This is a genomic window from Paraburkholderia sp. NPDC080076 (assembly GCF_050281145.1).
Classification (GTDB): Bacteria; Pseudomonadota; Gammaproteobacteria; order Burkholderiales; family Burkholderiaceae; genus Paraburkholderia.
Window position 1 is genome coordinate 310,171 of record NZ_JBNNWQ010000001.1, and the last position, 22,658, is coordinate 332,828.

The 22,658-nt window shown below is 62.5% G+C and carries 17 protein-coding genes; 10 read left to right on the forward strand and 7 right to left on the reverse strand.

The window, feature by feature from the left end:
- Positions 1–19 precede the first annotated feature (19 nt).
- Positions 20–949: a LysR family transcriptional regulator gene (locus ACQKRQ_RS01395; RefSeq protein WP_427474766.1), complete on the reverse strand. Its 930-nt coding sequence runs from the start codon at positions 947–949 to the stop codon at positions 20–22.
- Between the two features lie 145 nt (positions 950–1,094).
- On the opposite strand from ACQKRQ_RS01395, the gene ACQKRQ_RS01400 reads away from it, so the two are divergent.
- The 7 genes from ACQKRQ_RS01400 to ACQKRQ_RS01430 all read left to right on the forward strand — a co-directional run bounded on the left by ACQKRQ_RS01400 (position 1,095) and on the right by ACQKRQ_RS01430 (position 11,065).
- Entirely contained in the window at positions 1,095–2,510 is a 1,416-nt protein-coding gene (locus tag ACQKRQ_RS01400; protein ID WP_132378484.1) for an MmgE/PrpD family protein, read from the forward strand.
- 9 nt (positions 2,511–2,519) lie between these two features.
- On the forward strand, positions 2,520–3,860 hold the full coding sequence (locus ACQKRQ_RS01405) for an MFS transporter (protein WP_342960443.1): 1,341 nt from the start codon (positions 2,520–2,522) through the stop codon (positions 3,858–3,860).
- Between the two features lie 25 nt (positions 3,861–3,885).
- On the forward strand, positions 3,886–5,358 hold the full coding sequence (locus ACQKRQ_RS01410; RefSeq protein WP_427474767.1) for an MmgE/PrpD family protein: 1,473 nt from the start codon (positions 3,886–3,888) through the stop codon (positions 5,356–5,358).
- Positions 5,358–6,725 carry an MmgE/PrpD family protein gene (locus ACQKRQ_RS01415; protein ID WP_427474768.1) on the forward strand — a complete coding sequence of 456 codons (1,368 nt, stop codon included), beginning with the start codon at positions 5,358–5,360 and terminating at the stop codon, positions 6,723–6,725. Before ACQKRQ_RS01410 ends, ACQKRQ_RS01415 begins: the two co-directional genes overlap by 1 nt.
- A gap of 280 nt (positions 6,726–7,005) precedes the next feature.
- The gene (locus ACQKRQ_RS01420) at positions 7,006–8,397 is read left to right on the forward strand and encodes an MFS transporter (RefSeq protein WP_408181028.1); all 1,392 of its coding nucleotides are present in this window, start codon (positions 7,006–7,008) and stop codon (positions 8,395–8,397) included.
- Between the two features lie 27 nt (positions 8,398–8,424).
- A complete protein-coding gene (gene tcuA / locus ACQKRQ_RS01425; RefSeq protein ID WP_132378476.1) occupies positions 8,425–9,924 on the forward strand; it encodes an FAD-dependent tricarballylate dehydrogenase TcuA in 1,500 nt (499 codons plus the stop codon).
- 37 nt (positions 9,925–9,961) lie between these two features.
- The gene (locus ACQKRQ_RS01430) at positions 9,962–11,065 is read left to right on the forward strand and encodes an ornithine cyclodeaminase family protein (protein ID WP_427474769.1); all 1,104 of its coding nucleotides are present in this window, start codon (positions 9,962–9,964) and stop codon (positions 11,063–11,065) included.
- Between the two features lie 48 nt (positions 11,066–11,113).
- Here the strand turns inward: ACQKRQ_RS01430 and hemH are convergent, their stop codons facing one another.
- Complete coding sequence (gene hemH / locus ACQKRQ_RS01435) at positions 11,114–12,229, reverse strand: ferrochelatase (protein WP_427474770.1); 1,116 nt, start codon at positions 12,227–12,229, stop codon at positions 11,114–11,116.
- 371 nt (positions 12,230–12,600) lie between these two features.
- Between hemH and ACQKRQ_RS01440 the strand changes: the two genes are divergently transcribed.
- Positions 12,601–14,079, forward strand: a complete 1,479-nt coding sequence (locus tag ACQKRQ_RS01440; protein WP_427474771.1) for a catalase — start codon at positions 12,601–12,603, stop codon at positions 14,077–14,079.
- A gap of 85 nt (positions 14,080–14,164) precedes the next feature.
- On the opposite strand, the gene ACQKRQ_RS01445 is transcribed toward ACQKRQ_RS01440, so the two are convergent.
- Positions 14,165–14,332: a LacI family DNA-binding transcriptional regulator gene (locus tag ACQKRQ_RS01445; protein ID WP_427474772.1), complete on the reverse strand. Its 168-nt coding sequence runs from the start codon at positions 14,330–14,332 to the stop codon at positions 14,165–14,167.
- A 95-nt stretch (positions 14,333–14,427) separates the two neighbouring features.
- Here ACQKRQ_RS01445 and ACQKRQ_RS01450 point away from each other — a divergent pair, with 95 nt between their 5' ends.
- Positions 14,428–15,642, forward strand: a complete 1,215-nt coding sequence (locus ACQKRQ_RS01450; RefSeq protein WP_427474773.1) for a phytanoyl-CoA dioxygenase family protein — start codon at positions 14,428–14,430, stop codon at positions 15,640–15,642.
- Positions 15,643–15,803: 161 nt separating this feature from the next.
- The gene (locus tag ACQKRQ_RS01455) at positions 15,804–16,049 is read left to right on the forward strand and encodes a hypothetical protein (protein WP_132378464.1); all 246 of its coding nucleotides are present in this window, start codon (positions 15,804–15,806) and stop codon (positions 16,047–16,049) included.
- Positions 16,050–16,182: 133 nt separating this feature from the next.
- Here the strand turns inward: ACQKRQ_RS01455 and ACQKRQ_RS01460 are convergent, their stop codons facing one another.
- The 4 genes from ACQKRQ_RS01460 to ACQKRQ_RS01475 form a co-directional block, all read right to left on the reverse strand.
- Positions 16,183–17,943, reverse strand: a complete 1,761-nt coding sequence (locus tag ACQKRQ_RS01460) for a winged helix-turn-helix domain-containing protein (RefSeq protein ID WP_427474774.1) — start codon at positions 17,941–17,943, stop codon at positions 16,183–16,185.
- Positions 17,940–19,229 carry an MFS transporter gene (locus ACQKRQ_RS01465; protein WP_427474775.1) on the reverse strand — a complete coding sequence of 430 codons (1,290 nt, stop codon included), beginning with the start codon at positions 19,227–19,229 and terminating at the stop codon, positions 17,940–17,942. Before ACQKRQ_RS01465 ends, ACQKRQ_RS01460 begins: the two co-directional genes overlap by 4 nt.
- A 358-nt stretch (positions 19,230–19,587) precedes the next feature.
- Positions 19,588–20,091 (reverse strand): lipocalin-like domain-containing protein, encoded by a 504-nt coding sequence (locus ACQKRQ_RS01470; RefSeq protein ID WP_427474776.1) that lies wholly within the window; start codon positions 20,089–20,091, stop codon positions 19,588–19,590.
- 310 nt (positions 20,092–20,401) lie between these two features.
- Positions 20,402–22,639, reverse strand: a complete 2,238-nt coding sequence (locus ACQKRQ_RS01475; RefSeq protein ID WP_427474777.1) for a xanthine dehydrogenase family protein molybdopterin-binding subunit — start codon at positions 22,637–22,639, stop codon at positions 20,402–20,404.
- Between the last annotated feature and the right edge of the window lie 19 nt (positions 22,640–22,658).

Here is a 22,658-nt window from a genome sequence, read left to right on the forward strand (position 1 = left end):
AGTCAACGCGCCGACAGGTTCAAGCGGGCTCGTGCAGAATCGACGGATCGAATGGCGCCATCCTGCGCAGCGCGAGACGAAAGTCGCGCGCGATCGACGAGAGCGCGGCATCGCGCCTTCGAATCAGACCGATGGTTCGCGCGACCGTCGGATCAACCAGAGGCCGGATCGCGATGCGCGCGTGCGCGTCGCGCGGCGCCGCGCAACGCGGAATGATGGAGATGCCGAGTCCCGCTTCGACGAGCCCCAATGAAGTGGTCAGATGCTCGATCTCGATCAGCCGGTCGGGGCGCCAGTCGATATCCCTGAGCGCGGCGTCGAGCATGCGCCGGTTGCCGCTCGAGGTGCCGGAAACGATCAGCGGCCACGGCCGCAACTCAGGCCACGTCACGTGCTCGCTCGCGGCGAGCGGATGATCCGCGGGACAGGCCAGCACGTACGGATCCACAAGCAGTTCGTCGATTTCAAGCTCCGGCGATTCGTTCACCAGAAACGCAATGCCGAATTCCGCCTCGCCGAGCGCCACACGCTGCACGACCGTCGCGAGGTTGGCCTCGATGAGCCTGAGCCGAACTTCAGGGCGCCGCTTGTGATAACTGCTGACGATTTTCGGCAGCATGAATTTGGCTACCGTCGGAATGCACGCGATGGTCAGCTGACCGGTACGGATACGCGTCGCTTCGCTCACGAGTTCGAGTGATGCATCAAGCTCACGCAACACGCCCTGCGCACGCGGCAACAGCAATTCGCCCGAACTGGTGAGCGCGACGGTACGTGTGGTGCGTTCGAACAGCATGGCGTCGAGCGCTTCCTCGAGCCGTTTGATGCGCCGCGTCAAAGCGGACGCGGACAGGTTCAGTTCGATCGCCGCGTCGTTGAACGACGCGTGCGACGCGACCGCGACGAAAGCCCGCAATGCGTCGAGATCGACACCCGGAAAACGGTTCATCTGCACCCCGCTGACTCTTGCATGTGACGCAATAATAATCACGTCGCGTGCAATTCACAAACGCGTTCGGGCTGCGGATACTGAAGGCACGACATTTCCGTGCAACCCAATCCGCGCGATTGCACCCAGAACGGCACCCGAAACGATGAACCAGCACAACGACGTAGGCGCAAACCCTTATACCGGCGGCGTGGCCGCATTCGTCGCGGGCTTGCGCTATGAGGCGATACCGGACGAGGTGCGCGCGCGCATCAAACTGCTGATTCTCGACTCGCTCGGCTGCGCCCTTTTCGGCGCCGGGTTGCCGTGGAGCCGCATTCTTGCGGATACCTTGCAGCGCGTCGATAGCACGCCGGGTTGCCGCGTGTGGGGCATGCCGTTGCGTTTGTCCGCGCCGCACGCGGCGCTCGTCAACGGCACCTTGATCCAGAGTTTCGAACTCGACGACGTGCATCGCGTCGGTGTGCTGCATGTCGGGGCGGTGACCTTGCCGGCCGTGCTCGCCGTCGCCGAACTGCTGTCGGTCGGCGCGCCGATGTCAGGCCGCGATTTCCTGCGTGCCTGCGTGGCGGGCTATGAGGTCGGCCCACGCGTGGGCATGTGCATGGGACCGGAGCACATCGCGCAAGGCTGGCATTCGGGCGCGACGGTCGGCGTATTCTCGGCTGCGGCGGGGGCGGCAGCCGCATTGCGGCTCGATGTGGAACAGACGGTGCACGCGCTCGGCATCGGCGGCACGCAGGCGGCGGGGCTGATGGCCGCGCAGTTCGGCGCGATGGTCAAGCGCATGCACGCCGGCCGGGCGGCGCAAAGCGGCCTGTACGGCGCGTTGCTCGCGCAAAACGGTTTCACGGGTATCGTCGACGTGTTTGAGAACCCGTACGGCGGCTTTTGCAGCACATTCTCGCGTTCGTCGGACCGCTTCGATCTCACGCAACTCGTGGACGGCCTCGGCGAGCGCTTCGAGACCATGCGCATCGCACTGAAGTTCTACTCGTGCGTGGGCAGCAATCACACCACGCTCGATGCGATCCGCGCGATGCAGGCCCGTCATCCATTCGGCCCGGACGATATCGAGCGGATCGTCGTGCACGGTTCGCGTGTGACGGTCGATCATGTGGGTTGGAAATACGTGCCGCAGGGGCTGACCTCCGCGCAGCTCAACCTGCCGTATTGCGTCGCAACGCTGCTGCTCGAAGGCGACGTCTTCGTCGACCAGTTCAGCGAGGACAAGGTCGCGGACCCGCAGCGCATGGCGCTGGCCGATCGCGTGCAGGTGGTCGAGGATCCGTCGATTACGGCGCGCGGTTCCATGCTGCGGCATATGGTGCGCGTCGAAGTGCTGTTGCGCGACGGCACGCGGCTCGAAGAAACGGTCGAGGCGCAGCGCGGCAGCGAACACGCGTTCGCGAGCGAAGCGGATATCGTCGGCAAGATGAGAAAGCTTGCCGCGCATCGGATCGACGCGCGGCAGATCGCGCGCATCGTCGACTGGGTGATGCACGCCGAAGATCAGCCGGACGCCAGAGAACTCGCGCGGCTTCTCGCGAGCGCCCCCTGAGGAGCCATCGTGGCCGCGACTGCGCACACACTCCCGTTGTCCGCCACGCCCGCCGCGCGGCGCGAACGGTTGCGCTCGATTATCGGCGGCAGTGCCGGCAACGTTATCGAATGGTACGACTTTCTGGCGTACTCGATTTTCTCGATCTACTTCAGCAAGGCTTTTTTCCCGGGCGGCAATCAGACCGCGCAACTCCTGAATGCGGCGGCTGTCGCGGCGATCGGTTATGTCGTGCGGCCGCTCGGCAGCTGGGCCATCGGCGCGCTCGCCGACCGGCGCGGGCGGCGCGTGGCGTTGAGCGTATCGGTGGCGATGATGAGCGTCGGCTCGCTGATCATTGCGTTGACGCCGACGTATGCGTCGATCGGCGTGGCCGCGCCCGCCGTGCTGGTCTGCGCGCGTCTGCTGCAAGGCTTCAGCATGGGCGGGGAAGCGGGCACGAGCGCGACGTATCTGAGCGAAATGGCGCCGACGGGCCGGCGCGGCTTCTTTGTCGGCTTCGTCCAGGTGACGGTGGTGATGGGGCAACTGGTGGCGCTCGCGCTGATGCTCGTGCTGCAACGGTTCGTGTTGACGCCCACGCAACTCGAACAGTGGGGATGGCGCATTCCATTTGCGATCGGCGGCGCGCTGGCCGTCTTCGCGCTGTATCTGCGGCGCGGCATTGCGGAGACCGACGCATTCGAGCGAGAAGGCGGTGCCGGCCTGCGGAAGCAGACGGAGCGGGGCAGTCTGCTGGTGCTGCTGATCCAGCATCGGCGTCAGACGCTGTGGACGATCGGCATCAGCATCGGCGGCACCGTGGCGTTCTACACGTTCACGATCTATCTGCAGAAGTTCATGGTCAACACGACGGGCTTCAGCCGCGACACGGCAACGCTGATCGCAACCGTGGCGCTCGTCATTTACATGGGTTTTCAGCCGCTTTTCGGCCTGTTGTCCGATCTGATCGGACGGCGTCCGGTCATGATGATCTTCGGTGTCGGCGGCACGTTCCTGACGGTGCCTCTGATGCATGCTTTGGGCGCGACTCATAGCGCGCTCACCGCTTTTGCATTGAACCTTGCTGCGCTCGGCATTCTCAGCGGCTTCTCGTCGATTCATTGGCTCGTCAAGTCGGAGCTTTTTCCCGCGAGGGTTCGCGCGCTCGGCGTTGGCCTGCCGTTCGCGATCGTGTCGTCGGTGATGGGCGGCACCACCGAATATCTCGCGTTGCGCTTCAAGCACGCGGGCCACGAATCATGGTTCTTCTATTACGTCAGCGCGTGCGCGGCGGTGTCGCTGCTCACGTACGTGCTGATGCCCGAGACGCGCCACCGGTCGGTGATCGACGAAGAAGCGCGCCAGTAATGTGGTCACTGAGGTGGCCACTGAGGTGGTCACCTCAGTGGCCACCAAGCTGATCACCAAGATCAATGGAGACGCTTTCATGCAGCCGGCTTCATCCGCTGGACGCACCGCCGCGCAGTTGTTGTCGGAGTACGCGCTCAGCGTGCGCTTCGAGCAGTTGCCCGCCGACATCGTGCGGCTCGCCAAAGACTGCCTGATCGACGCGATCGGCGCGGCGTTGTACGGACAGGAGGTGGAAGCCGGCAAGGCCGCGCTGCGCTATGCCAGCCATGCGGCCGCGGGTCCGTGTGCGATCCCCGGCACGAGCCGGCGCGTCGCGCCGGAGGCGGCGGCGTTCGCGGGCGGCGTGCTGGTCCACGCGGCGGAACTCGATAGCTTGCGGCAGCCTGGCGCCGGCGTTCATCCCGGCGCGACGCTGGTGCCGGTTGCGCTTGCCGCCGCGCAGGTTTATGGCGCATCGGGACGCGAAGTGCTGGCGGCGCTCGTCGCCGGTATCGAGGTGCTATTCCGGATCGGCACGGCGACCAAACACTCGGCCGAAGCACGCGGCTTTCATGCGCCGGGTTTGACGGGACCGTTCGGCGCCGCGATCGTAGCGGGCAAGCTGGCCGGCGTCGATGCGGATACATTGAGTCGCGCGTTGGGCATTGCGGGCTCGTTGAGCGGCGGATTGCTCGAATTCGCGAAATCCGGCGATGGTGGTCTCGTCAAACGCATCCACCTGGGGCGCGCGGCGCAATCGGGCATCGTCGCCGTGCAACTGGCTCAAGCGGGGTTCGACGGGCCGTCGACGGTGCTCGAAGGGCGCTACGGTTTTCTGGAGGCGTATTGCGAGGCCTCGGACGCGGCGCGTCTGACCGCTGGTTTAGGCGCGCACTATGAAACGCCGACGCTGTGCCTGAAGCGCTACGCGTGTCACATCGTGGCGCACACACCGGTCTACGCCGCGCAGCAACTGCGCGCCGCGTACGATATCGACGCGCGCCGTATCGTCGCGATCCGGATCGAGGGCGCGCCGCGTCTTGCCGCGAATCACGATATCAAGCTGCCCGCCAATCAGGTGCTCGCGCAATACAGCGTGCCGGTGTGCGTAGCGGCGGCGCTGCTGCACGATGCCGACGATCCGTCGACCTTCGGCGACCACCTGTTGCAAGACGAAGCCATCCGCGAACTCGCGCAGCGCGTGACGCTCGTCGCGACCGACGCCACCGGCCTCGCCACCGTCACACGCATCACGCTCGATAACGGCACGACCTACGAATTGGCGCAGACGGACTTCCCGGGCTGTCCGTCGACGCCGTTCACACCGGCCCAATTGCGCGCCAAGTTCATGCGGATGACGAAGCGGCTGGGCGCAGCGGCGCACGCGTTGTTCGAGCAGTTGGACCGGGTGGAAGACGAAGCGGATCTGCACTGGCTCGACGCGATGTCTGCTTCATCGACCGATCCATTGCACAGATCGCCGCCGGATCTTTCGCTTGTACAAGGAGACCGCTGATGAGCATCGCGAACACGCTGGGCGAACGCATCGCCGCGTTCACTTCCGCCGACGTGCCCGACGAAGCGTTGCGCTGGGCGCGCATCGGCATCATCGACACGATCGGCGTGACGCTGGCGGGTTCGGCGGAACCCTGCGCGCGGATTGCGCGGACCGTGGCGGCGCCTTCCAACGGAGCCGCGCTCGTGGTCGGCACGCGCGAGCGGATGAAGCCCAGCGACGCCGCGCTCGTCAATGGCACGGCCGCGCATGCGCTCGACTTCGACGATTGCAGCAATACACTCGGCGGCCATCCATCCGCGCCGATCCTGCCGGCGCTCTTCGCGCTCGCCGAAGAGGTGCACGCGAGCGGGCGACGCCTCGTCACCGCTTACGTGGCGGGTTTTGAAGCGCAGGCGCGCATTGCGCATGCCGTCAATTTTCATCACTACGACAAGGGCTGGCATCCAACGGCGACGCTCGGCGTATTCGGCGCGTGTGCCGCGTCGGCGCATCTGCTCGAACTGGATGCGGCGCACACGGCGACCGCGTTGTCGATTGCCGCGTCGTTCGCTTCCGGCATCAAGGCCAATTTCGGCACCATGACGAAGCCGTTGCACGTCGGTCATGCGTCGCGCAATGGCTTGATCGCGACGCTGCTGGCGCGCGAGGGTTTCAGCGCTGGCGACGAAACCTTCGAACATCGACAGGGCTTTTTCAACGTCTACAACGGTGTGGGCCATTACGACGCCGAAGCGGCGCTGACGCATTGGGCCGATCCACTCGACATCGTCGAACCCGGTATTGCGATCAAGCAGTACCCATGCTGCGGCAGCACGCACCCGGCGATCGACGCGATGTTGATGCTCGTCGGCGAATACGGACTGAAGCCGGACGATGTCGAATCGGTTGTGTCGTGGACGCATCCGCGCCGCCTTCAGCATACGAATCGCCCGCAACCGGCCAGTGCGCTCGATGCAAAATTCAGCGTGCAGTACTGCGTGGCGCGCGCGCTGGCGCAGGGGCGCGTGGTGTTGTCCGATTTCGAAGGCGACGCATACGCCGACCCCGCGATTCGCGCGCTCATGTCGAAGATCGTCGCTGAGCCGGATCCTTTGGCGGACCAGCAAGCGGATCATTTCGGGGCAGAAGTTGTCGTTCAGTTGCGCGACGGCCGACGTGTGTCGAAACGCGTCGCGCGCGCGGCGGGCCGCACGTCGGCCAATCCGTTGCCGGATGCACGGATCGAAGCCAAGTTTCTCGACTGCGCGAATCACGTATTGACGCCCGATGCGAGCCGCGACGCGTTGGGCATGCTGTGGCGCATCGACGGTATTGAAGACATCAACACGTTGACTGGTTTACTCGAAGCAGGTTTGCGGCACTGACGTAGTTGTCGGGCCGCGTTGGATAGCTTCATACGAACGAGCAAAACAATCGCGCGGCTATGACCGCCGACAACTTTGCATGGGGCTGGAGTAAGCGCTAAAGCGCTTACTCCAGCCGACAGCCTTGCATGGGACCGGAGTAAGCGCTAAAGCACTAACTCCGGTCGACAGCTTTGCATGGGACCGGAGTAAGCGCTAAAGCACTAACTCCGGTCGACAGCTTTGCATGGGACCGGAGTAAGTGCTAAAGCACTAACTCCGGTCGACAAAGGAGACAGGCATGAACGACTCACTCGTCGCCGCGCGCGTCGACCGTTTGCCGAACTCGCGGATGCATCGCGAATGGATGTTCCTGTTCGCGATTCCGCTCTTTTTCGATAGCTGCGATATCAACACGTTCGCGTCGGCGGCGCCCGCGCTGATCCGGCATTGGCATATCGCGATCAATGAAATCGCGCTGATCACGTCCGCGAGTTTCATCGGCATGTTCTTCGGCGCGACGCTCGGCGGTTTGCTGTCCGACCGGCTCGGGCGCAAACGCTCGCTGATGCTGTTCGTGCTGATCTCGTCGCTCGGTTCGCTAGCAACGGCGGTCGTACCGAGCGTCCCGTATCTGTTCGCCGCGCGGGTCGTCACCGGGTTCGGCATTTCCGCGGGCATGGTGACGGTGATGACCTATATCGCCGAACTCTTCCCGGCGCGCTCGCGCGGCACCTGGCAGTCGTGGGCCATGGTCATCAACCTGTGCGCGATTCCGCTGACCAACTTCGTCGCGCGCCTGCTCGTGCCGTTCGGTCCAGACGGCTGGCGCTGGGTCTTCGTGTGGGGCGCGCTTGGCATTGCGTTTCCGCTGATCGCAAAGCGGCTTCCCGAGTCGCCTCGCTGGAGCGCGCGAGCAGGACGCTTTGACGAGGCCGAAGCCGCGCTCTCGGCGATGGAGGCAAGGAGCATCGCCGAAGGTAACGTGCTGAGCTCGCCCGAGGTCGTCGTGCGGCCGCCCGAAGCGCGCGAGCCATGGATGACGATGTTCAACAGCGTCTACCGCCGGCGCACGCTCACGCTCTGCGCGATCTGGCTGCTGCAGACGATCGGCTTCTACGGCTTTGAGGCATGGGTGCCGACCTTGCTGGTGCATCACGGCATCACGATTGCACGCAGCCTCACGTATTTCACTCTGATCAACGTGGGCGCGCCGCTTGGCGCATTGCTCGCGGTCTATCCCGCCGACCGTTTCGAACGCAAGCATCTGATCGCGCTCGTTGCGCTCCTGATCGCGGGATTCGGCCTGCTATACGGGCTGAGCTTCACGCCGGTACTGATCGTGACGTTCGGATTTGCGGTCGGCATGCTGACGCAGACCTTTGCGACGCTACTCTATTCGTACACGCCCGAACAGTTTCCGACCGGCGTGCGCAATAGCGCAACGGGTCTCACGTATGGCGCGGGCCGGATCGCGAATGTCGCGAATGCCTTCGTGATCGCCGCGATCTACACGAACTACGGCTATGTGACCGTGTTCATGTATATCGCGGGCGCATGGTTCCTGACTGCGTTGATCACGCTCGTCTTCGGCCCGCGGACCACCGGCCGCAGCCTCGAAACACTGAACCCGGTCGTGGATGAAGTGGACGCGGCGTCACTGACACCGCTCGCTGAATATCCACGACGCTAGATCACACTGGAACTGGAGAGCCAACTGATGACCCTCGACGAACTCAACGATATCGACGTGCTAGTAATCGGCGCGGGAAACGCCGCGGCCAATGCGGCACTCGCCGCACGCGAAGGCGGCGCGAAGCGCATCGCACTGCTCGAAAGCGCACCGGAGGAAGCCCGCGGCGGCAACTCCGCGTTCACGGGCGGCGCGTTCCGCTTCGTCTACGATTCCGTCGACGACCTGTTGAAGCTCGCGCCGGATATCGCGGAACTGGACCTGCCGAATATCGATTTCGGCACCTACACGCGCGAGCAGTACTTCGACGATATCGGCCGGCTAACCGAGTTCCGCGCCGACCCGGATCTGACCGACGTACTGATCGGCAACAGCTACGACGCCGCGCTGTGGCTCAAGCGGCATGGCGTGCGATTCCAGCCGGCGCTGGGGCGGCAGGCGTTTCGTGTCGAAGGCAAATTCCGTTTCTGGGGCGGTCTCGCCTGCCACATTCTGGGTGGCGGCACGCATCTGGTCGAAACGCTGCATCATGCGCTGAAGGACGCGGGAATCGGCGTGCTCTATCGCACTCAGGCAATGGGCCTGCTACATGGCGACGGGCGCATCGAAGGTGTGCGCGCCATGCATGAGGGGCGGCAGGTCGACATCCGCGCGAAAGCGGTGGTGCTCGCATGCGGCGGTTTCGAGTCGAGCGCGGAGATGCGTGCGCGCTATCTCGGGCCGAACTGGGACCTGGCAAAAGTACGTGGCACACGCTACAACACCGGCTGGGGCCACAAGATGGCGATGGAAATCGGCGCGGCGGTAACGGGGCACTGGTCCGGCGCGCATGCGGTGCAATGGGACATGAATGCGCCCGAGTACGGCGATCTGACGATTGGCGATCGCTTCCAGAAACACAACTACCCGTTCGGGATTCTGGTGAACGCGAAGGGCGAGCGTTTTCTCGACGAGGGGCTCGACTTTCACAGTTTCACCTACGCGAAATATGGGCATGAAGTCTTGCGCCAGCCGGGCCTTTTCGCGTGGCAGATCTTCGATCAGAAAGTCGTCAAGCTGCTGCGCGACGAGTACAGGATTGCGCGCATCACCAAAGAGACGGCGAACACGCTCGAAGAACTGGCGCCGAAACTCACGGGCGTCGATCCAGAAGGTTTTCTGCGTACCGTGCGCGCGTATAACGAGGCGCCGCGGCCCGATGTGTCGTTCAATCCGAACATCCACGACGGCCTGCGCACGAGTGGACTCGGCATCGACAAAACCAACTGGGCCAATCGGCTCGACACGCCGCCTTTTGAAGCCTATGGCGTGACCACGGGCGTGACTTTTACGTTCGGTGGACTGAAGGTGTCGACGGAGGCCGAGGTGCTCGACACGTCGGGTACGCCGATTCGAGGGCTGTTCGCGGCGGGCGAGATTGTCGGCGGTCTTTACTATCACAACTACGGCAGCGGCACGGGGCTCGTCGCCGGCGTGGTGTTCGGGCGGCGCGCCGGGGCAGGCGCGGCGCGGCTGGTTGCACGCTGATTCGGACGCTAACGGGAACGTTCGGGGGACTCACTAGATGCTGCTTATCGATAACGACTGTGTCGCGCGCGTGCTGACGATGCGCGATTGCATCGACGTGCAGGAACGCGCGTTTGCCGGATTGCCGGGTGGCGCGTCGATTGGGCGTCCACGTATCGACACCTATGTGCCGACGCAGCGCGACGACAGCTATTACCGTTTCGGCTCGGTGGATGGCGCGACCGACGGCATTCTGGCGGTGCGTCTGAAATCGGACGTGATGGTGTGGCCGCGTGACGCCGACGGCCGCGCGGGCAGCGAGCAGAAGTACTGCGTCGAGCCGGGCACGTATTGCGGGCTGGTGATGCTGTTCAGTACCGAGAACGGCAAGCCGCTCGCGATGCTCAACGACGGCCACCTGCAACACATGCGCGTGGGCGGCGCGGCGGGACTCGGCACGCGGCTGCTTGCGCGTGAGGACGCGCACACCGTCGGCATGATCGGCTCGGGCGGCATGGCCGAAACGTTTCTCGAGGCGCTGGTGGCGGTACGCGAGATTCGGCGCGTGCGCGTTTTCAGCCGTCGCGAGGTGAACCGTTTGCGATTTGCGCGGGACATGGCGGCGAAACTTGGGATCGAGGTCGAAGCTGTCGGCTCGGCCGAAGAGGCGGTGCGCGGCGCCGACATCGTCGCCACCTGCACCGACAGCATGACGCCCGTCATCGACGCCGACTGGCTGGAACCGGGCATGCACGTGGTGGCGCTCACGCCGCGTGAATTCGACACCAGTGTCGCAAACCGCTTCGACGTGTGCATCGCGCAAGGCCGTGAACGCTTGCCGATGGAGGAGAGTGAACGCTTCAGCCAGCGCGTGTCGGGCAGCCCGAATGCGTTTATCGGTGGAAGCGGCGAGGAGCGGGCGCGTTTGCCCGTGTCACGCGGAGAAAGAGTGGATACGACCGGCTGGCCGGTTTACACCGAAGTGATAACCGGCCGCGCGCCGGGCCGCACGGATGCCCGGCAGATCACCTTCTATTACACAGTGGGCAATTGGGGCGTCCAGTTTGCGGCGGTGGGCGGGCATGTGTATCGGGAAGCGGCGCGGCTGGGCCTTGGCATTGCGTTGCCGGAGCACTATTTCCTGCAGTCTATTAGAAATTGAATACAGGGTGCGTGGGCCTGCACGTGGACCGCGCGCAACCTGCACGAATCAAAGCGTAAGACATGATGCGGCGCCCATGTCAGAGATCGTGACTTCTTCCTTCCGGCGGGATTGTGTGACGACGCCGCTCCAGTGCTTCAACTGGTCGAGTGTAAGCTCCCCGAGTGCATCGATGAACGGCGCTGACGCGTTCACGCAATCGATCCGATGGAACTCCCTGCCGCCCCATTTGAGGAACGTGTCCCGCCCTTCAACGCCGATTTCATCGACGGTTTCGATACAGTCGGCAGTAAAGCCCGGGCAAAAGACATCTACGCGATGCGTGCCGGACGCGCCGAGTTCAGCCAGTGTTTCCGCGGTATGTGGTCCGATCCACTCCTGTCTTCCGAACTCCGACTGGAACGTCACTCTGCAGTGGTGTGCGTCAAGGCTCAACGCCTCGGCAAGCAGTGCGCCCGTCTCGAGGCATTGCGCGTGGTAAGGGTCGCCACGCTCGATAGCGCGTTGCGGTAAGCCGTGAAAGCTCAGAAGCATTTGATCGCCGCGGTTGAAGTCGGGGCGTCCGTGCACATACCAGTGCCGCCGTACGGTGTCGGCGAGCGCGGAAATATAGCGTGAATCTGCAAAGTACTGTTTGATGAAACGCACCTCCGGTTGATTGCGGATCTGTGCGAACGCGGAGGCCACCTTGTCGAAGGCAGTGGCGGTGGTCGATGCCGCGTACTGCGGATACATCGGCAAGATCACAATGCGATCGCAGCCCTGCCGGATCAGACGATCGAGTTCTCCCGCGATGCTCGGCGTGCCGTAACGCATCGCGTAAGCGACGCGCACCTGCTGTCCACGTTCGGTCAGCCATCTTCGAAGTGCGGTGGCCTGCTGTTCGGTATGCACGCGGAGCGGCGATCCGTCGGGCATCCAGATGGATTCATACCGGCGCGCCGCCGCGTGACTCCTGAATGGAAGCACGAGGCCGCGAAGAATGGGCTGCCAAAGCCATTGCGGCATTTCGATCACGCGCGGGTCGGAGAGGAACTCCGCAAGATAACGATGTACTTCACGCGCAGTGGGTGCGTCTGGTGTACCGAGGTTGATCAGCAAAACTGCCGCGCGAGGCATTGAAACGGCCGGGGACGTTTTCCGAATAGAGATGTCAGCATACATTTCGCGTCACCTGAAGGTTGGCCCTCGGATCTATTTGAGGGTTGGGCGATGTCATCGATTTGCGATTCACCCTGTGGACCAATCATCGCCAATTCCGCGCTTCGGGTCCAAGTCGTATTTTCTAGCGCTTCCATAAGTCGCGACTATCGGCTACGCGAGACGGTCTGCAACCGTGCTGGCAGTTTTCCCACGTAGATTGTCCTTATTCGACGTATGAGCTGGCATCAGGAACTTAGTATTCTGTTATCCAATCAGTAAATAATTCCAAACATGGCAGATGCACAGCGCTGCTATTCTTGAATCGTCAAACGATGGTTGCGATTCGCAACTGTTTGCATCGGTTTTCATCACCCCAATGCGAGGATAGGAACATGAATATGAAGAGGAAGTTGACTACGGTATTTGGCGCGCCTGTTGCCGACAATCAGAACATCCAGACCGCGGGCCCGAACGGCCCGGCGTTGTTGCAAGATGTGTGGCTCCTCGAAAAACTGGCGCACTTCGATCGTGAAGTCATTCCGGAGCGGCGGATGCACGCGAAGGGTTCAGGCGCATTCGGCACGTTCACTGTGACGCACGACATCACGAAATATACGCGCGCAAAGATTTTCTCGAAGGTCGGCAAGAGCACGGAAATGTTCGCGCGCTTCTCGACGGTTGCCGGCGAACGCGGCGCGGCCGACGCCGAACGCGACATTCGCGGCTTTGCATTGAAGTTCTATACCGAAGAAGGCAACTGGGACATCGTCGGCAATAACACGCCAGTGTTCTTCTTTCGCGACCCGTTGAAGTTCCCGGACCTGAACCATGCGATCAAGCGCGATCCTCGCACGGGCATGCGTAGCGCACAGAACCAATGGGATTTCTGGACCCAGCTTCCCGAGGCGTTGCATCAGATCACGATCATCATGAGCGATCGCGGCCTGCCCAGTTCTTTCCGTCATATGCACGGCTTTGGGAGCCACACGTATAGCTTTATCAACGCGGCAAATGAACGCTTCTGGGTCAAGTTTCATTTCCGCACGCAGCAAGGTATCAAGAATCTGACGGACGCTGAGGCCGAGACATTGGTTGGCCGGGATCGCGAATCACATCAGCGCGATCTGTATGAGAGCATCGAGCGCAAAGATTTCCCGCGCTGGACGCTGTTCGTGCAGATCATGCCCGAGAAGCAAGCGGGTTCGTACCGCATCAATCCGTTCGACCTCACGAAGGTATGGCCGAAGTCTGATTATCCGTTGATCGAAGTTGGCGAGATGGAACTCAATCGAAACGCCGACAACCATTTTGCGGATGTCGAGCAGGCTGCATTCGCGCCGTCGAACATCGTACCGGGAATCGGCTTCTCGCCGGACCGGATGCTGCAAGGGCGACTCTTCTCTTACGGGGATACGCAGCGTTATCGTCTGGGCGTCAACTATGCGCAGATTCCGGTGAATGCGCCGAGGGGAGCGAGCTACGTCAACAGCTATCACCGGGATGGTCAAGGACGTACTGACGGTAACCAGGGTGGCACGATCTCCTACGAACCGAATACGCGTGGCGAGTGGGTCGAGCAGCCGGACTACCGCGAACCGCCGCTGAGCCTGGAAGGCGCCGCGGATCACTGGAATCATCGGGTCGACGACGACTACTACTCGCAAACGGGCGCTCTGTTCCGCAACATGTCACCCGGGCAACAGCAAGTGTTGTTCGAGAACACCGCGCGCGCACTGCAGGGTGTGTCGGACCCGGTCGTTCAGCTGCATATCGAACATTGCCGGCTTGCGGATCCGGCCTATGGTGCAGGTGTCTCTGCGGCGGTCAGGAAGCTTGCGAACGCAAAATCGAGCGGCGGCAACATAAGCTAGTCGAGTGGAATCAAATGTTTCACGACGCTATCGCGGGGCGGCAAACGCTCTCATGGATTGCCGGCCCTGCGATGTACAGCTTCGATCAGATAAACAACTGTAGTTCCTGCTTCTCGATCTCCTTGATTGCTTGCTCGACGCGCTTGCGCGCATGTTCACGAGCGTGTGCGCGGCCATTGAGTACATGGTCGACTGTTGCCACCCCGCCCCCGGCCTGTAGCGCTATGTCCGTGATAAGAACGTGGTGAACCACGGCGGATCCCTCGGATTTGAGGTGTTTTTGATGGATTAATGATACCCCGTTGGCAGTCCATGGCGCTATGCTGTGACGTACAGAGGGAGAGAGACATGGGCCACAGCGAGGATCGCATCGAAGAGCGAGGGCAGAGTTGGTACCGCGAACGCGACTGCGCTTTGAATGAATTCGTCGCTCTGCTGGAAGGCGATGACAACGGCTCGACGCGCTATGCGGCGGAAATCACACAGCGCATTCCCGTTTACGACTGTCAGCAACTCGATGGCATGACACACGATGCGTCCGAGAGAGCCCAGTTGCAGGCGGAATGGGCTCGCGTCCTTCACGAGGGCGCAGGGGTGCTGGTGCTTCGGCGGGCATATGCCGATACCGGACCTGTCGACGATGCGACGGCCGTCTTCGAATCGATTATTCGCAGTGAGCGCGAGCAAGGATCGCGTGTGGCAGACCATTTCGCCAAGGCGGGCGCGAATGACCGGATCTGGAACGCCCAGGAAAAGCTCTGCCTGCGAGCACCCGAAGTATTCGCGCAATATTTCTCAAATCCGATGTTGATGATCGCGTCGGAAGCGTGGCTTGGACCGTCCTACCAGATGACGTCACAGGTCAATGTAGTGCGCCCCGGCGGCGCTGCTCAACAAGCGCATCGCGATTACCACCTCGGCTTCCAGACGGTTGAAAAGGCCGAACGCTATCCTGCGCACGTGCATCGGATGTCCGCCTTCCTCACCCTGCAGGGCGCGGTGGCGCATAGCGACATGCCGGTTGAGAGCGGTCCGACGAAGCTCCTGCCGTATTCGCAGCGATACGACGAGGGATATCTGGCGTGGCGCCGAGCCGATTTTCGGGAATATTTCGAAGCCCATTTCGTCCAGCTGCCGCTCTCCAAGGGCGATGCCGTGTTTTTCAATCCCGCGTTGTTCCATGCGGCCGGCGAAAATCGCACCACGAACATTCAACGCATGGCGAATCTCTTGCAGGTCTCGTCGGCTTATGGCCGGGCAATGGAAGTGCTCGACCGCAGGAGAATGTGCGAGGCGGTTTATCCGGTACTGCGCGAGCGCCGCGCATCGGGGCGGATAAGTGACACGGAAGCCGCCGCGGCAATCGCATCCTGCGCCGAGGGATACCCGTTCCCTACCAACCTCGACCGCGACCCGCCGGTCGGCGGGTTGGCGCCGGAGAGCCAACAGGAACTCATGCACCGCGCACTTGACGAGGACTGGGATCCCGCCAGATTCACGCTCGCCTTAAACGAGCACGCTGCGCGGCAGCGCTCCGCTGATCCGCAATCTGGCCCGTGTTAACAATTTCTTTAGACTGGGTCGATGGTGCAAAGAACGCTGTGATCGCAGGATTGACACAGCGATAGCAACCCGACGCCGCATCCTCGCGGGCACCGTCCGGGATCGCCCTAAGGCCGGTCATGCACTGACCGTTTCCGCACTTGTGGATAGGAGAAATTGACATGAAAACGCTTCGAATCGTTGCCCTCTGCGCGATCGGCATGTTCCTGGGACAAGCGTGGGCGCAAGACAAACCAGTACCATCGGGAACCGCACCGGCCGTTCAGGATGTCGGTGGCGTCACCGACGCGTCGAGGGGTGAAACAGGAATGGCAATGAGTCCGGCGCGGCAGACCTATCCGGACCTGAACGCCCTGCAATCCGGGGACCAAAGCCGTTTCGGGACTAGTACGTTCCGCCACCACTGAGCGCCGCACAACAGCTTCGCGCGACTGCCGTCCCGCACGATGAGTGCCCGCGAATACACTCGTCGCGCGTAACGGGGCAGGCTACGGTTCCGACCGGGGCCCGTCCGTTGAATGATGGGGCTATGCTCCGGGCTCAGTAGCCGATACGCTTCTCGACGTTCCGGAATCGCCCCGTCGACCGGTAGCGATTGAACCATGCATTGGTACGCAGTTCGCACAGGCGCGGCGAATGTTCGACAAGCGCAACATCGAGCCAGTGAAACATCTCGTCCGGCTGGTCGAGCCTCGCATAAATTTCCGCGAACAGAAGCGGCGACGTGTAGCGCCTTTGACGTCTCGTCATCAGGTCCTGCAAATACCATTGAAGGACTTTTTTATAACCCCCGGTTTCCCAGACCGTGCGAATAGTCTCCGCGCGGGCGAATTCGCCGCACCGCGTTAGTGCATCAACGGTCGCTTCGACGGCCTCCTCGTATTGACCCTGCCCTTCATATGCGGTCGCCAGTAGCTGATAGACGAGTGGGGAGCGATTGCCATGCCCCGCATTCAGGCACTCCCGAATCACTTCGTCGTATTTGCCCGCCTGCACGAGTCCGAATACGCGTGATCCTTCGAATCCGAGCGGGTCGACTTTCTCGGCACGCTCGAACTGCGCTCTGCCTTCCGCTTCTCGCCCAAGCACCAGCAGGAGCCGCGCATACAGGCGGCTCGTTTCGGCGTGGCTCGGGTTCAACCGTAATGCCTCGAGGAACTCCTCCTCTGCCCGGCGCCAGTCCCAGTCATAGAAGTAGTGCACGCCGGCCAGCGCCTGGTGAGCCTCAGGAAGATTGGCATCCAGTTCCAGGGCCTGCAGCGCCGCCTGCCGCGCTCGCGGGTGGCCCTCCGACGGTGCGCACACTCCGTGCGTCGCAGCGGCGCCTAAAACGTTCGACATCCCCACATATCCGAGCGCGTAAGTCGGGTCCCGTTCGATCGCGAGCTCGAAGTAGCCGCGCGCGCGAACGAAGTCCTCGTCACTTAGCGCGTGATGCGCGGCGAACCCCGCATCGAAGTGCACGCGGCGGGTCCAGTAGTAGCGGCCGCGCAGATACGCGTCGTGCGCCGCCGGATCGACCGGCAAACGTCGCGCCAGCCTGTGCCGTTGCTGTTCCGCGAGCGCGGGCGATACTTCCTGGGCGAGCGCCGTTGCAACCTCTTTCTGGATTTCCAGCGCTCCGCTCGTCATCGGCTCATACGCGCGACTCCAGATCTGCACCTGGTCGAAGCAACGGATCAGTTGCGCCAGAATGCGAATCCTCGTGCCGTCCCGCTTGAGCGCGCCTTCCAGCACGTAATCGATCGACAATTCGCGCGCGATCTCCGCAATACTCTTGCTCACCCGTCTGCAGTGAGCGGCGGTCGTCCTCGAAATGACAAGGATGTGCTCCGGATCGAGCATGCCGATACTGGCGGAGGTTTCGTCGGCCAGCGCGTCGCAGAAGCTGTTCTGGCCGGAATCGCCGGTCTGGTTTTCGAACGGCAATACCAGTATCCGCACGGCTTCCTGCGGGGCGGGCGCCGATTCAGCCGGCGCGGGCCGTACGTTGTTCAGACGATAGCCTTTGCCCTTCACGGTGATGATGTGCTGCGGGTTGACCGGATCGTCGTGCAGCGCGACGCGGATTTTCCGGATCGCCGTATTGATGCAGTTGTCCGTTTCCCGATACGCGTTCGCGCCCCACAGGGCCCTCACGATATCCGCACGCGTGACGAGTTCCCCGTTGCGCGATGCCATCAGGATCAGCAACTCCATCGGCAGGCGCTCGAGGCTGACCTTCTCGCCTGCGCGGCGCAATTCGTAGCGCTGGATGTTCAGTTCGACATCCGCAATCCGGACGGATTCTGGCGTGTTCATCTGCGCTCCTGCCACCGCGAGTTCCGGTTCACAGCGACGACGTCGAAGCGCCGCCGCTCGCGCTTCATGCCGAATGAAGCCGCGAACGCGAGCGCCGAGCACAACACAATGACGAGCGCGGGCGCAGGCATCCAGTGCAGGCCCGAAACGAGGAAATTCGCTGCGAGCGGTGTCAGTCCCAGCGACGCGGACAGTCCGAGATTCATGGACGTGGCAACACCGCTGAAGCGGACGTCGACGGGGAACATTTCCGCAATCGCGCACGCGAAGGTTCCGTTCGCAAACGAGCTGACGACGCCGGCCATCAGGAACAGCGCAGGCAGGCTCACGTAGTGACGGGTGGCCGCAATGAAGAAGAAGGGCGCGAAAAGTGCGGACAAGACGGTTCCCGACCTGAACACATAACGGCGCGGCAACAGGTCGCCAACGTGCGATGTCACGAGAATGCAGGCAGCCACGACGACCAGATACCACATCTGGGCACTCGCGATCTGGTGTGTGTCGTATTGAAGCCTTTGCAGATAACTTGGTGCGAAGCCGATAAAGATGCCACCCGACGCACCCGCCAACAGAGACGCGCCGGTTCCTGTCGTCAGGGGAGCGAAATGGTTGCGGAACAGGACGGCAAGAGGCTCGCGATGCCGGGCGCCGATCGCTTGCGCGTACTCGTTGGTCTCCGCAAGCGTCCGGCGCAGGACAAAGCTCAACAGCCCGACCATTCCACCAAGCAGGAAGCAAATCCGCCATCCGAATGCATTGACCTGCGCGGATGTGAGCGCCCATTGCAGAGCAAAGTTAATGCTCGTCGCCAGAAGCAACGCCAGGTTGACCGCGACGAACACGATGCCGCACAGAAGACCAGGCCTGCCGCGCGCGGTTTCGACCGCGTAGACGATGGCGCCTGGCAACTCGCCGCCCAGGCAGAGACCCTGGATGAGCCGCAGCATGAGAAGAAGCGCAGGGGCAAGCGCGCCCCATGCCGCGTATGAAGGAAGTATTCCGATGAGAAGCGTCGAAACGGAGGCGATCATCGCCGACGAGACGAAGACAAGGCGCCGGCCGTGCGTGTCGCCGAACCGCCCAAGCAGGATGCCGCCCACCGGCCTGGAAAGGTAGCCAATGGCCAGCACCGTGAACGACAACGTCTCCGCCGGCACGCCAGTTCCTGTCGGAAAGAACTCGCTGCCGATGCTTCTTGCAAAGAATCCGAAGATAACGAAATCGAATACCTCGAGCGCTCCACCCGTACTGGCGACCAGAATGGTCCAGCGTTGGTGTGCTGTCATCGACTCTTTTCGGATTAGGGGCGAATCGTCGAGCATGGTAATCCCTGATGTCGCCAGGCATAACTACCGTTTTAAGCGGACGCCGCTGCGGAGGGACGTGTTCAGCCACCACCGTGTCAAGCCGACTTCGATGACGGTGCATGATCGTTCTGGCTTAAATATGATGGACGACAATTCGCTTACACGAAAGGTCTTTAGATTCGCCTTGTGATTCCTGACGACGGATCGACGCGCGCCGCACTCGGACTCGGCGCTTGGCGCCAGGTCCGCGAAAGCAAGGGATACGGCGACCTGAACGCGATTACGTTCTCCGGTCTCGCCGCTGGAGGTTCAGGTTATGAACCTCGCGTTCTGCTGCTTACTTCATTCGTTGCCACACGACTTTCGATGCGCCATATCCGAAGCTCCCAGGCGTGATGTAGGTCAGCCGGTCGCCATCGAGGGTGAATGGGCGTCGTTGAACATCCCCGTCCCAGTTCGGAAAGGTACTTTTCTGAATGTGGAAAACGATCACCTGTCCGGCCGGATCGACGGTATAGGTGCCGAAGTGCGCGAAGTTGCCTTGGACGATGAGTAGGTTCTCTTCGGTGGTGCCCAATAAGCGGTTACCCGATGCGAACTTCGGCAAGTCTGCGCGAACTCCGAGCAGAACATAGCGGCCGTCGGTGCCGAAGATGAGTTGGCCGTCCGGGTGCGGACCGAGCACTTCGACTTCGCTACCACTTCTCGAGGCGGTCAACGAAACCAAAGACCACGAACCCGCCACGCCAGGCGCCGCCTGGGCAAAGGTCTTTGGGACGGCGAGACACAATGCAAGGGTCACCAGCGCGGCGGCCCGCAGGGTTTGGAGCATGGGCTTCATGGCGTTCTCCGGCACACGGGAGGGCGGAACCATTCCCTTCGATTCCCGGCGTGCGATGCCTGGTTCGTCTTCGATCATCAGAAGACAAGCTATTAGGATAGCTTTCCTGGCTACGACTTCCAATGAACATTGGAAGCGGCAGTTGATCCTTCTAGGAAATGGCTGCGACGGCTCGGTGCCTCCTTCGCCGTTTGCCTGGTTCTTGCCGCCGCGCCGAAACTTCCTTTAATTGCCGCAAGCGTATCCCACGCGTTTCCAACGCGAAGAACTTTACGTCGAAGCATGCCACTCGTTGCAACGACATCTGCCCTCAAGCCATTTCCGCAGCCAGCAGATCTTCGATCATGATCGGCAACTTCCGCACGCGCACGCCGGTTGCATGATAGGTAGCATCGGTAATCGCCGCCGCGACGCCCGCGAGGCCGATTTCCGCAATCCCGCGAGCACCGAGTTCGTTGAACACGGTATCCGGATGGTCGAGAAAGGTCACGTCAAGTTCGGGAGTATCCGCATTCGACGCGATGATGTAATCGGCCAGGTTGCTGTTGATCGGTGCGCCCGTCTGCCTGTCGTAAGTCGTATGCTCGAACAGCGCCATGCCGACGCCCATCACGACTGCGCCTTCTATCTGGTTGCGGGCGGCGCGCGGGTTGATGATACGTCCGCCATCGATCACCGTGACGACGCGGCTCACGCGCAATCGCGCGATCTCCGGCTGCCACGTGACTTCGGCGAAGTGCGCGCCGTAGGAATAGATGGAGAAGCGTTTCTTGAGCGGATCGTCGAAGCCGCCCTGGGCGCTGCCGCTGCCTGATGCCGCGCTCATCTTCGCTGCTTCGAGAATCTGGCCGAACGGCACGCCGCGCTCCGGCGCGTCGCCCTTGCGATGCACGTGCCCCGCGCTGAACGCGAGCGCATCTTCGGCGGCGCCTTTGAACGGTGAACCATCGACGGCCGCCGCACGCGACAGCAACAGCTTGATGGCCGAACGCACCGCGTCGAGCACTGCCGGAATCACCGATGCAGTTGCCGCGCTGCCCCCCGAAACGGGTCCAAGCGGTAACACCGAATCGCCGAGACCGACCTCGATGCGCGTGAGGGGAATGCCGGTCTCTTCGGCGACCAGTTGCGCGAGCACCGTGTAGGTGCCGGTGCCGATGTCCTGTGTGCCGCATACCACGCGGGCGCTGCCGTCCGCTCGAAGATCGACGTTCGCAGCCGCGGAAAAGCGCAAGCCTGGCCAGACACAAGCGCCGACGCCCCAGCCCAAAGTCAGGCCGTCGCGCAGCATCGATCCCACGCCCGGCGCCCGCTGCGACCATCCGAAGCGCTCAGCGCCCGTGCGCAAACATTCGACGAGATGCCGTGACGAGAACGGCAAACCCGTGCTTTCGTCGACGCGCGGTTCGTTGCGCAGCCTCAATTCGACGGGATCGAGGTTCAGCACATGCGCCAGTTCGTTCATCGCCGATTCGACTGCGTATAGGCCGGGCACGGCGCCTGGGCCGCGCATCGACGTCGGCGAGCCGACGTTCCGGCGCGCGAGGCCGGAGGTCACGCGCAGGTTCGGCGTGCTATAGATGAGCGGCGTGACTTCGCCGCAACTTTCCTGGTATTCGTCGGCGATCGAGGTGTGGTTGACGTAGTCGTGCTGCACGGAGGTGAGTTTGCCGTCGCGTTCAGCCGACAGCCGCATGCGCTGCTGAGTCACGGGGCGGTGGCCGACGTTCTGGAACATCATCTTGCGGCTCACGACCAGCTTCACGGGACGGCCAGTCTGACGCGTCGCCGCTGCCGCGAGCAGCGTGTGCGGCCACATCCACAGCTTGCTCCCAAAGCCTGATCCGAGATAGCGGGAGATCACGCGGATCTTTTCCTTCGGCACGCCGAGCATCTGCGAGAGCGTGCCCAGGTGGACCGAAATGGCCTGCGTGGTCTCGTAAAATGTGTAGTTCTCACCGTCCCAGTCCGCGATCGACGCGTGCAGTTCGATCGGGTTGTGGGTTTCCGTGGGCGTGACGTAGGTTGCGTCGAGCGTCGCCGGCGCGGCGTCGAACGCACGATCCGGGTCGCCGCGCTCGCTCTCGACCTTTGGCTTGTCGTCGGCCTCCAATTCGTCGCGCACGTCGTGCGGCGTGATTTCGTAGCGGGCCCCGATCGCGGCCGACGCCGCGCTCGCCGCCTCGAAGGTATCCGCGATCACGACAGCGATGTACTGGCCGTAGTAGCGGATGATGTCGTCCTCGAAGGGCGGCCGTGCTTCGTCCACGAAGCCGGTCTCCATCGAGTTGCCGGAAAGCCGGTAGAAGCGGCCGATATTGTCTCGATGCAGCACCGCGTGTACGCCGGGCATCGCCTCGGCGTCCGCGATGTCGAGCGACACGAGCCGGCCGCTTGCGATCGTGCTGCACACCGGCACGGCAACCAGCAGATCGGGCAAATCGATATCGGAGGTATAGGCGGCGCTGCCGCTGACCTTCAGCGGTCCGTCAATACGCGCTTGAGGCCGGCCGATCACGGACAGCACGGAGTCGGATAAGGTAGACATGGGGCGTTCCTCTCGATCG

What these genes read in the sequence shown, in the direction of transcription:
- ACQKRQ_RS01415 (WP_427474768.1), top strand. Translation starts at nt 5,358, where the DNA reads ATGAGCATCGCGAACACGCTGGGCGAACGCATCGCCGCGTTCACTTCC.
- ACQKRQ_RS01395 (WP_427474766.1), bottom strand. Translation starts at nt 949, where the DNA reads ATGAACCGTTTTCCGGGTGTCGATCTCGACGCATTGCGGGCTTTCGTC.
- ACQKRQ_RS01470 (WP_427474776.1), bottom strand. Translation starts at nt 20,091, where the DNA reads ATGAAGCCCATGCTCCAAACCCTGCGGGCCGCCGCGCTGGTGACCCTT.
- ACQKRQ_RS01455 (WP_132378464.1), top strand. Translation starts at nt 15,804, where the DNA reads ATGAAAACGCTTCGAATCGTTGCCCTCTGCGCGATCGGCATGTTCCTG.
- tcuA (WP_132378476.1), top strand. Translation starts at nt 8,425, where the DNA reads ATGACCCTCGACGAACTCAACGATATCGACGTGCTAGTAATCGGCGCG.
- ACQKRQ_RS01465 (WP_427474775.1), bottom strand. Translation starts at nt 19,229, where the DNA reads ATGACAGCACACCAACGCTGGACCATTCTGGTCGCCAGTACGGGTGGA.
- ACQKRQ_RS01475 (WP_427474777.1), bottom strand. Translation starts at nt 22,639, where the DNA reads ATGTCTACCTTATCCGACTCCGTGCTGTCCGTGATCGGCCGGCCTCAA.
- hemH (WP_427474770.1), bottom strand. Translation starts at nt 12,229, where the DNA reads ATGTATGCTGACATCTCTATTCGGAAAACGTCCCCGGCCGTTTCAATG.
- ACQKRQ_RS01460 (WP_427474774.1), bottom strand. Translation starts at nt 17,943, where the DNA reads ATGAACACGCCAGAATCCGTCCGGATTGCGGATGTCGAACTGAACATC.
- ACQKRQ_RS01440 (WP_427474771.1), top strand. Translation starts at nt 12,601, where the DNA reads ATGAATATGAAGAGGAAGTTGACTACGGTATTTGGCGCGCCTGTTGCC.
- ACQKRQ_RS01430 (WP_427474769.1), top strand. Translation starts at nt 9,962, where the DNA reads ATGCTGCTTATCGATAACGACTGTGTCGCGCGCGTGCTGACGATGCGC.
- ACQKRQ_RS01450 (WP_427474773.1), top strand. Translation starts at nt 14,428, where the DNA reads ATGGGCCACAGCGAGGATCGCATCGAAGAGCGAGGGCAGAGTTGGTAC.
- ACQKRQ_RS01400 (WP_132378484.1), top strand. Translation starts at nt 1,095, where the DNA reads ATGAACCAGCACAACGACGTAGGCGCAAACCCTTATACCGGCGGCGTG.
- ACQKRQ_RS01420 (WP_408181028.1), top strand. Translation starts at nt 7,006, where the DNA reads ATGAACGACTCACTCGTCGCCGCGCGCGTCGACCGTTTGCCGAACTCG.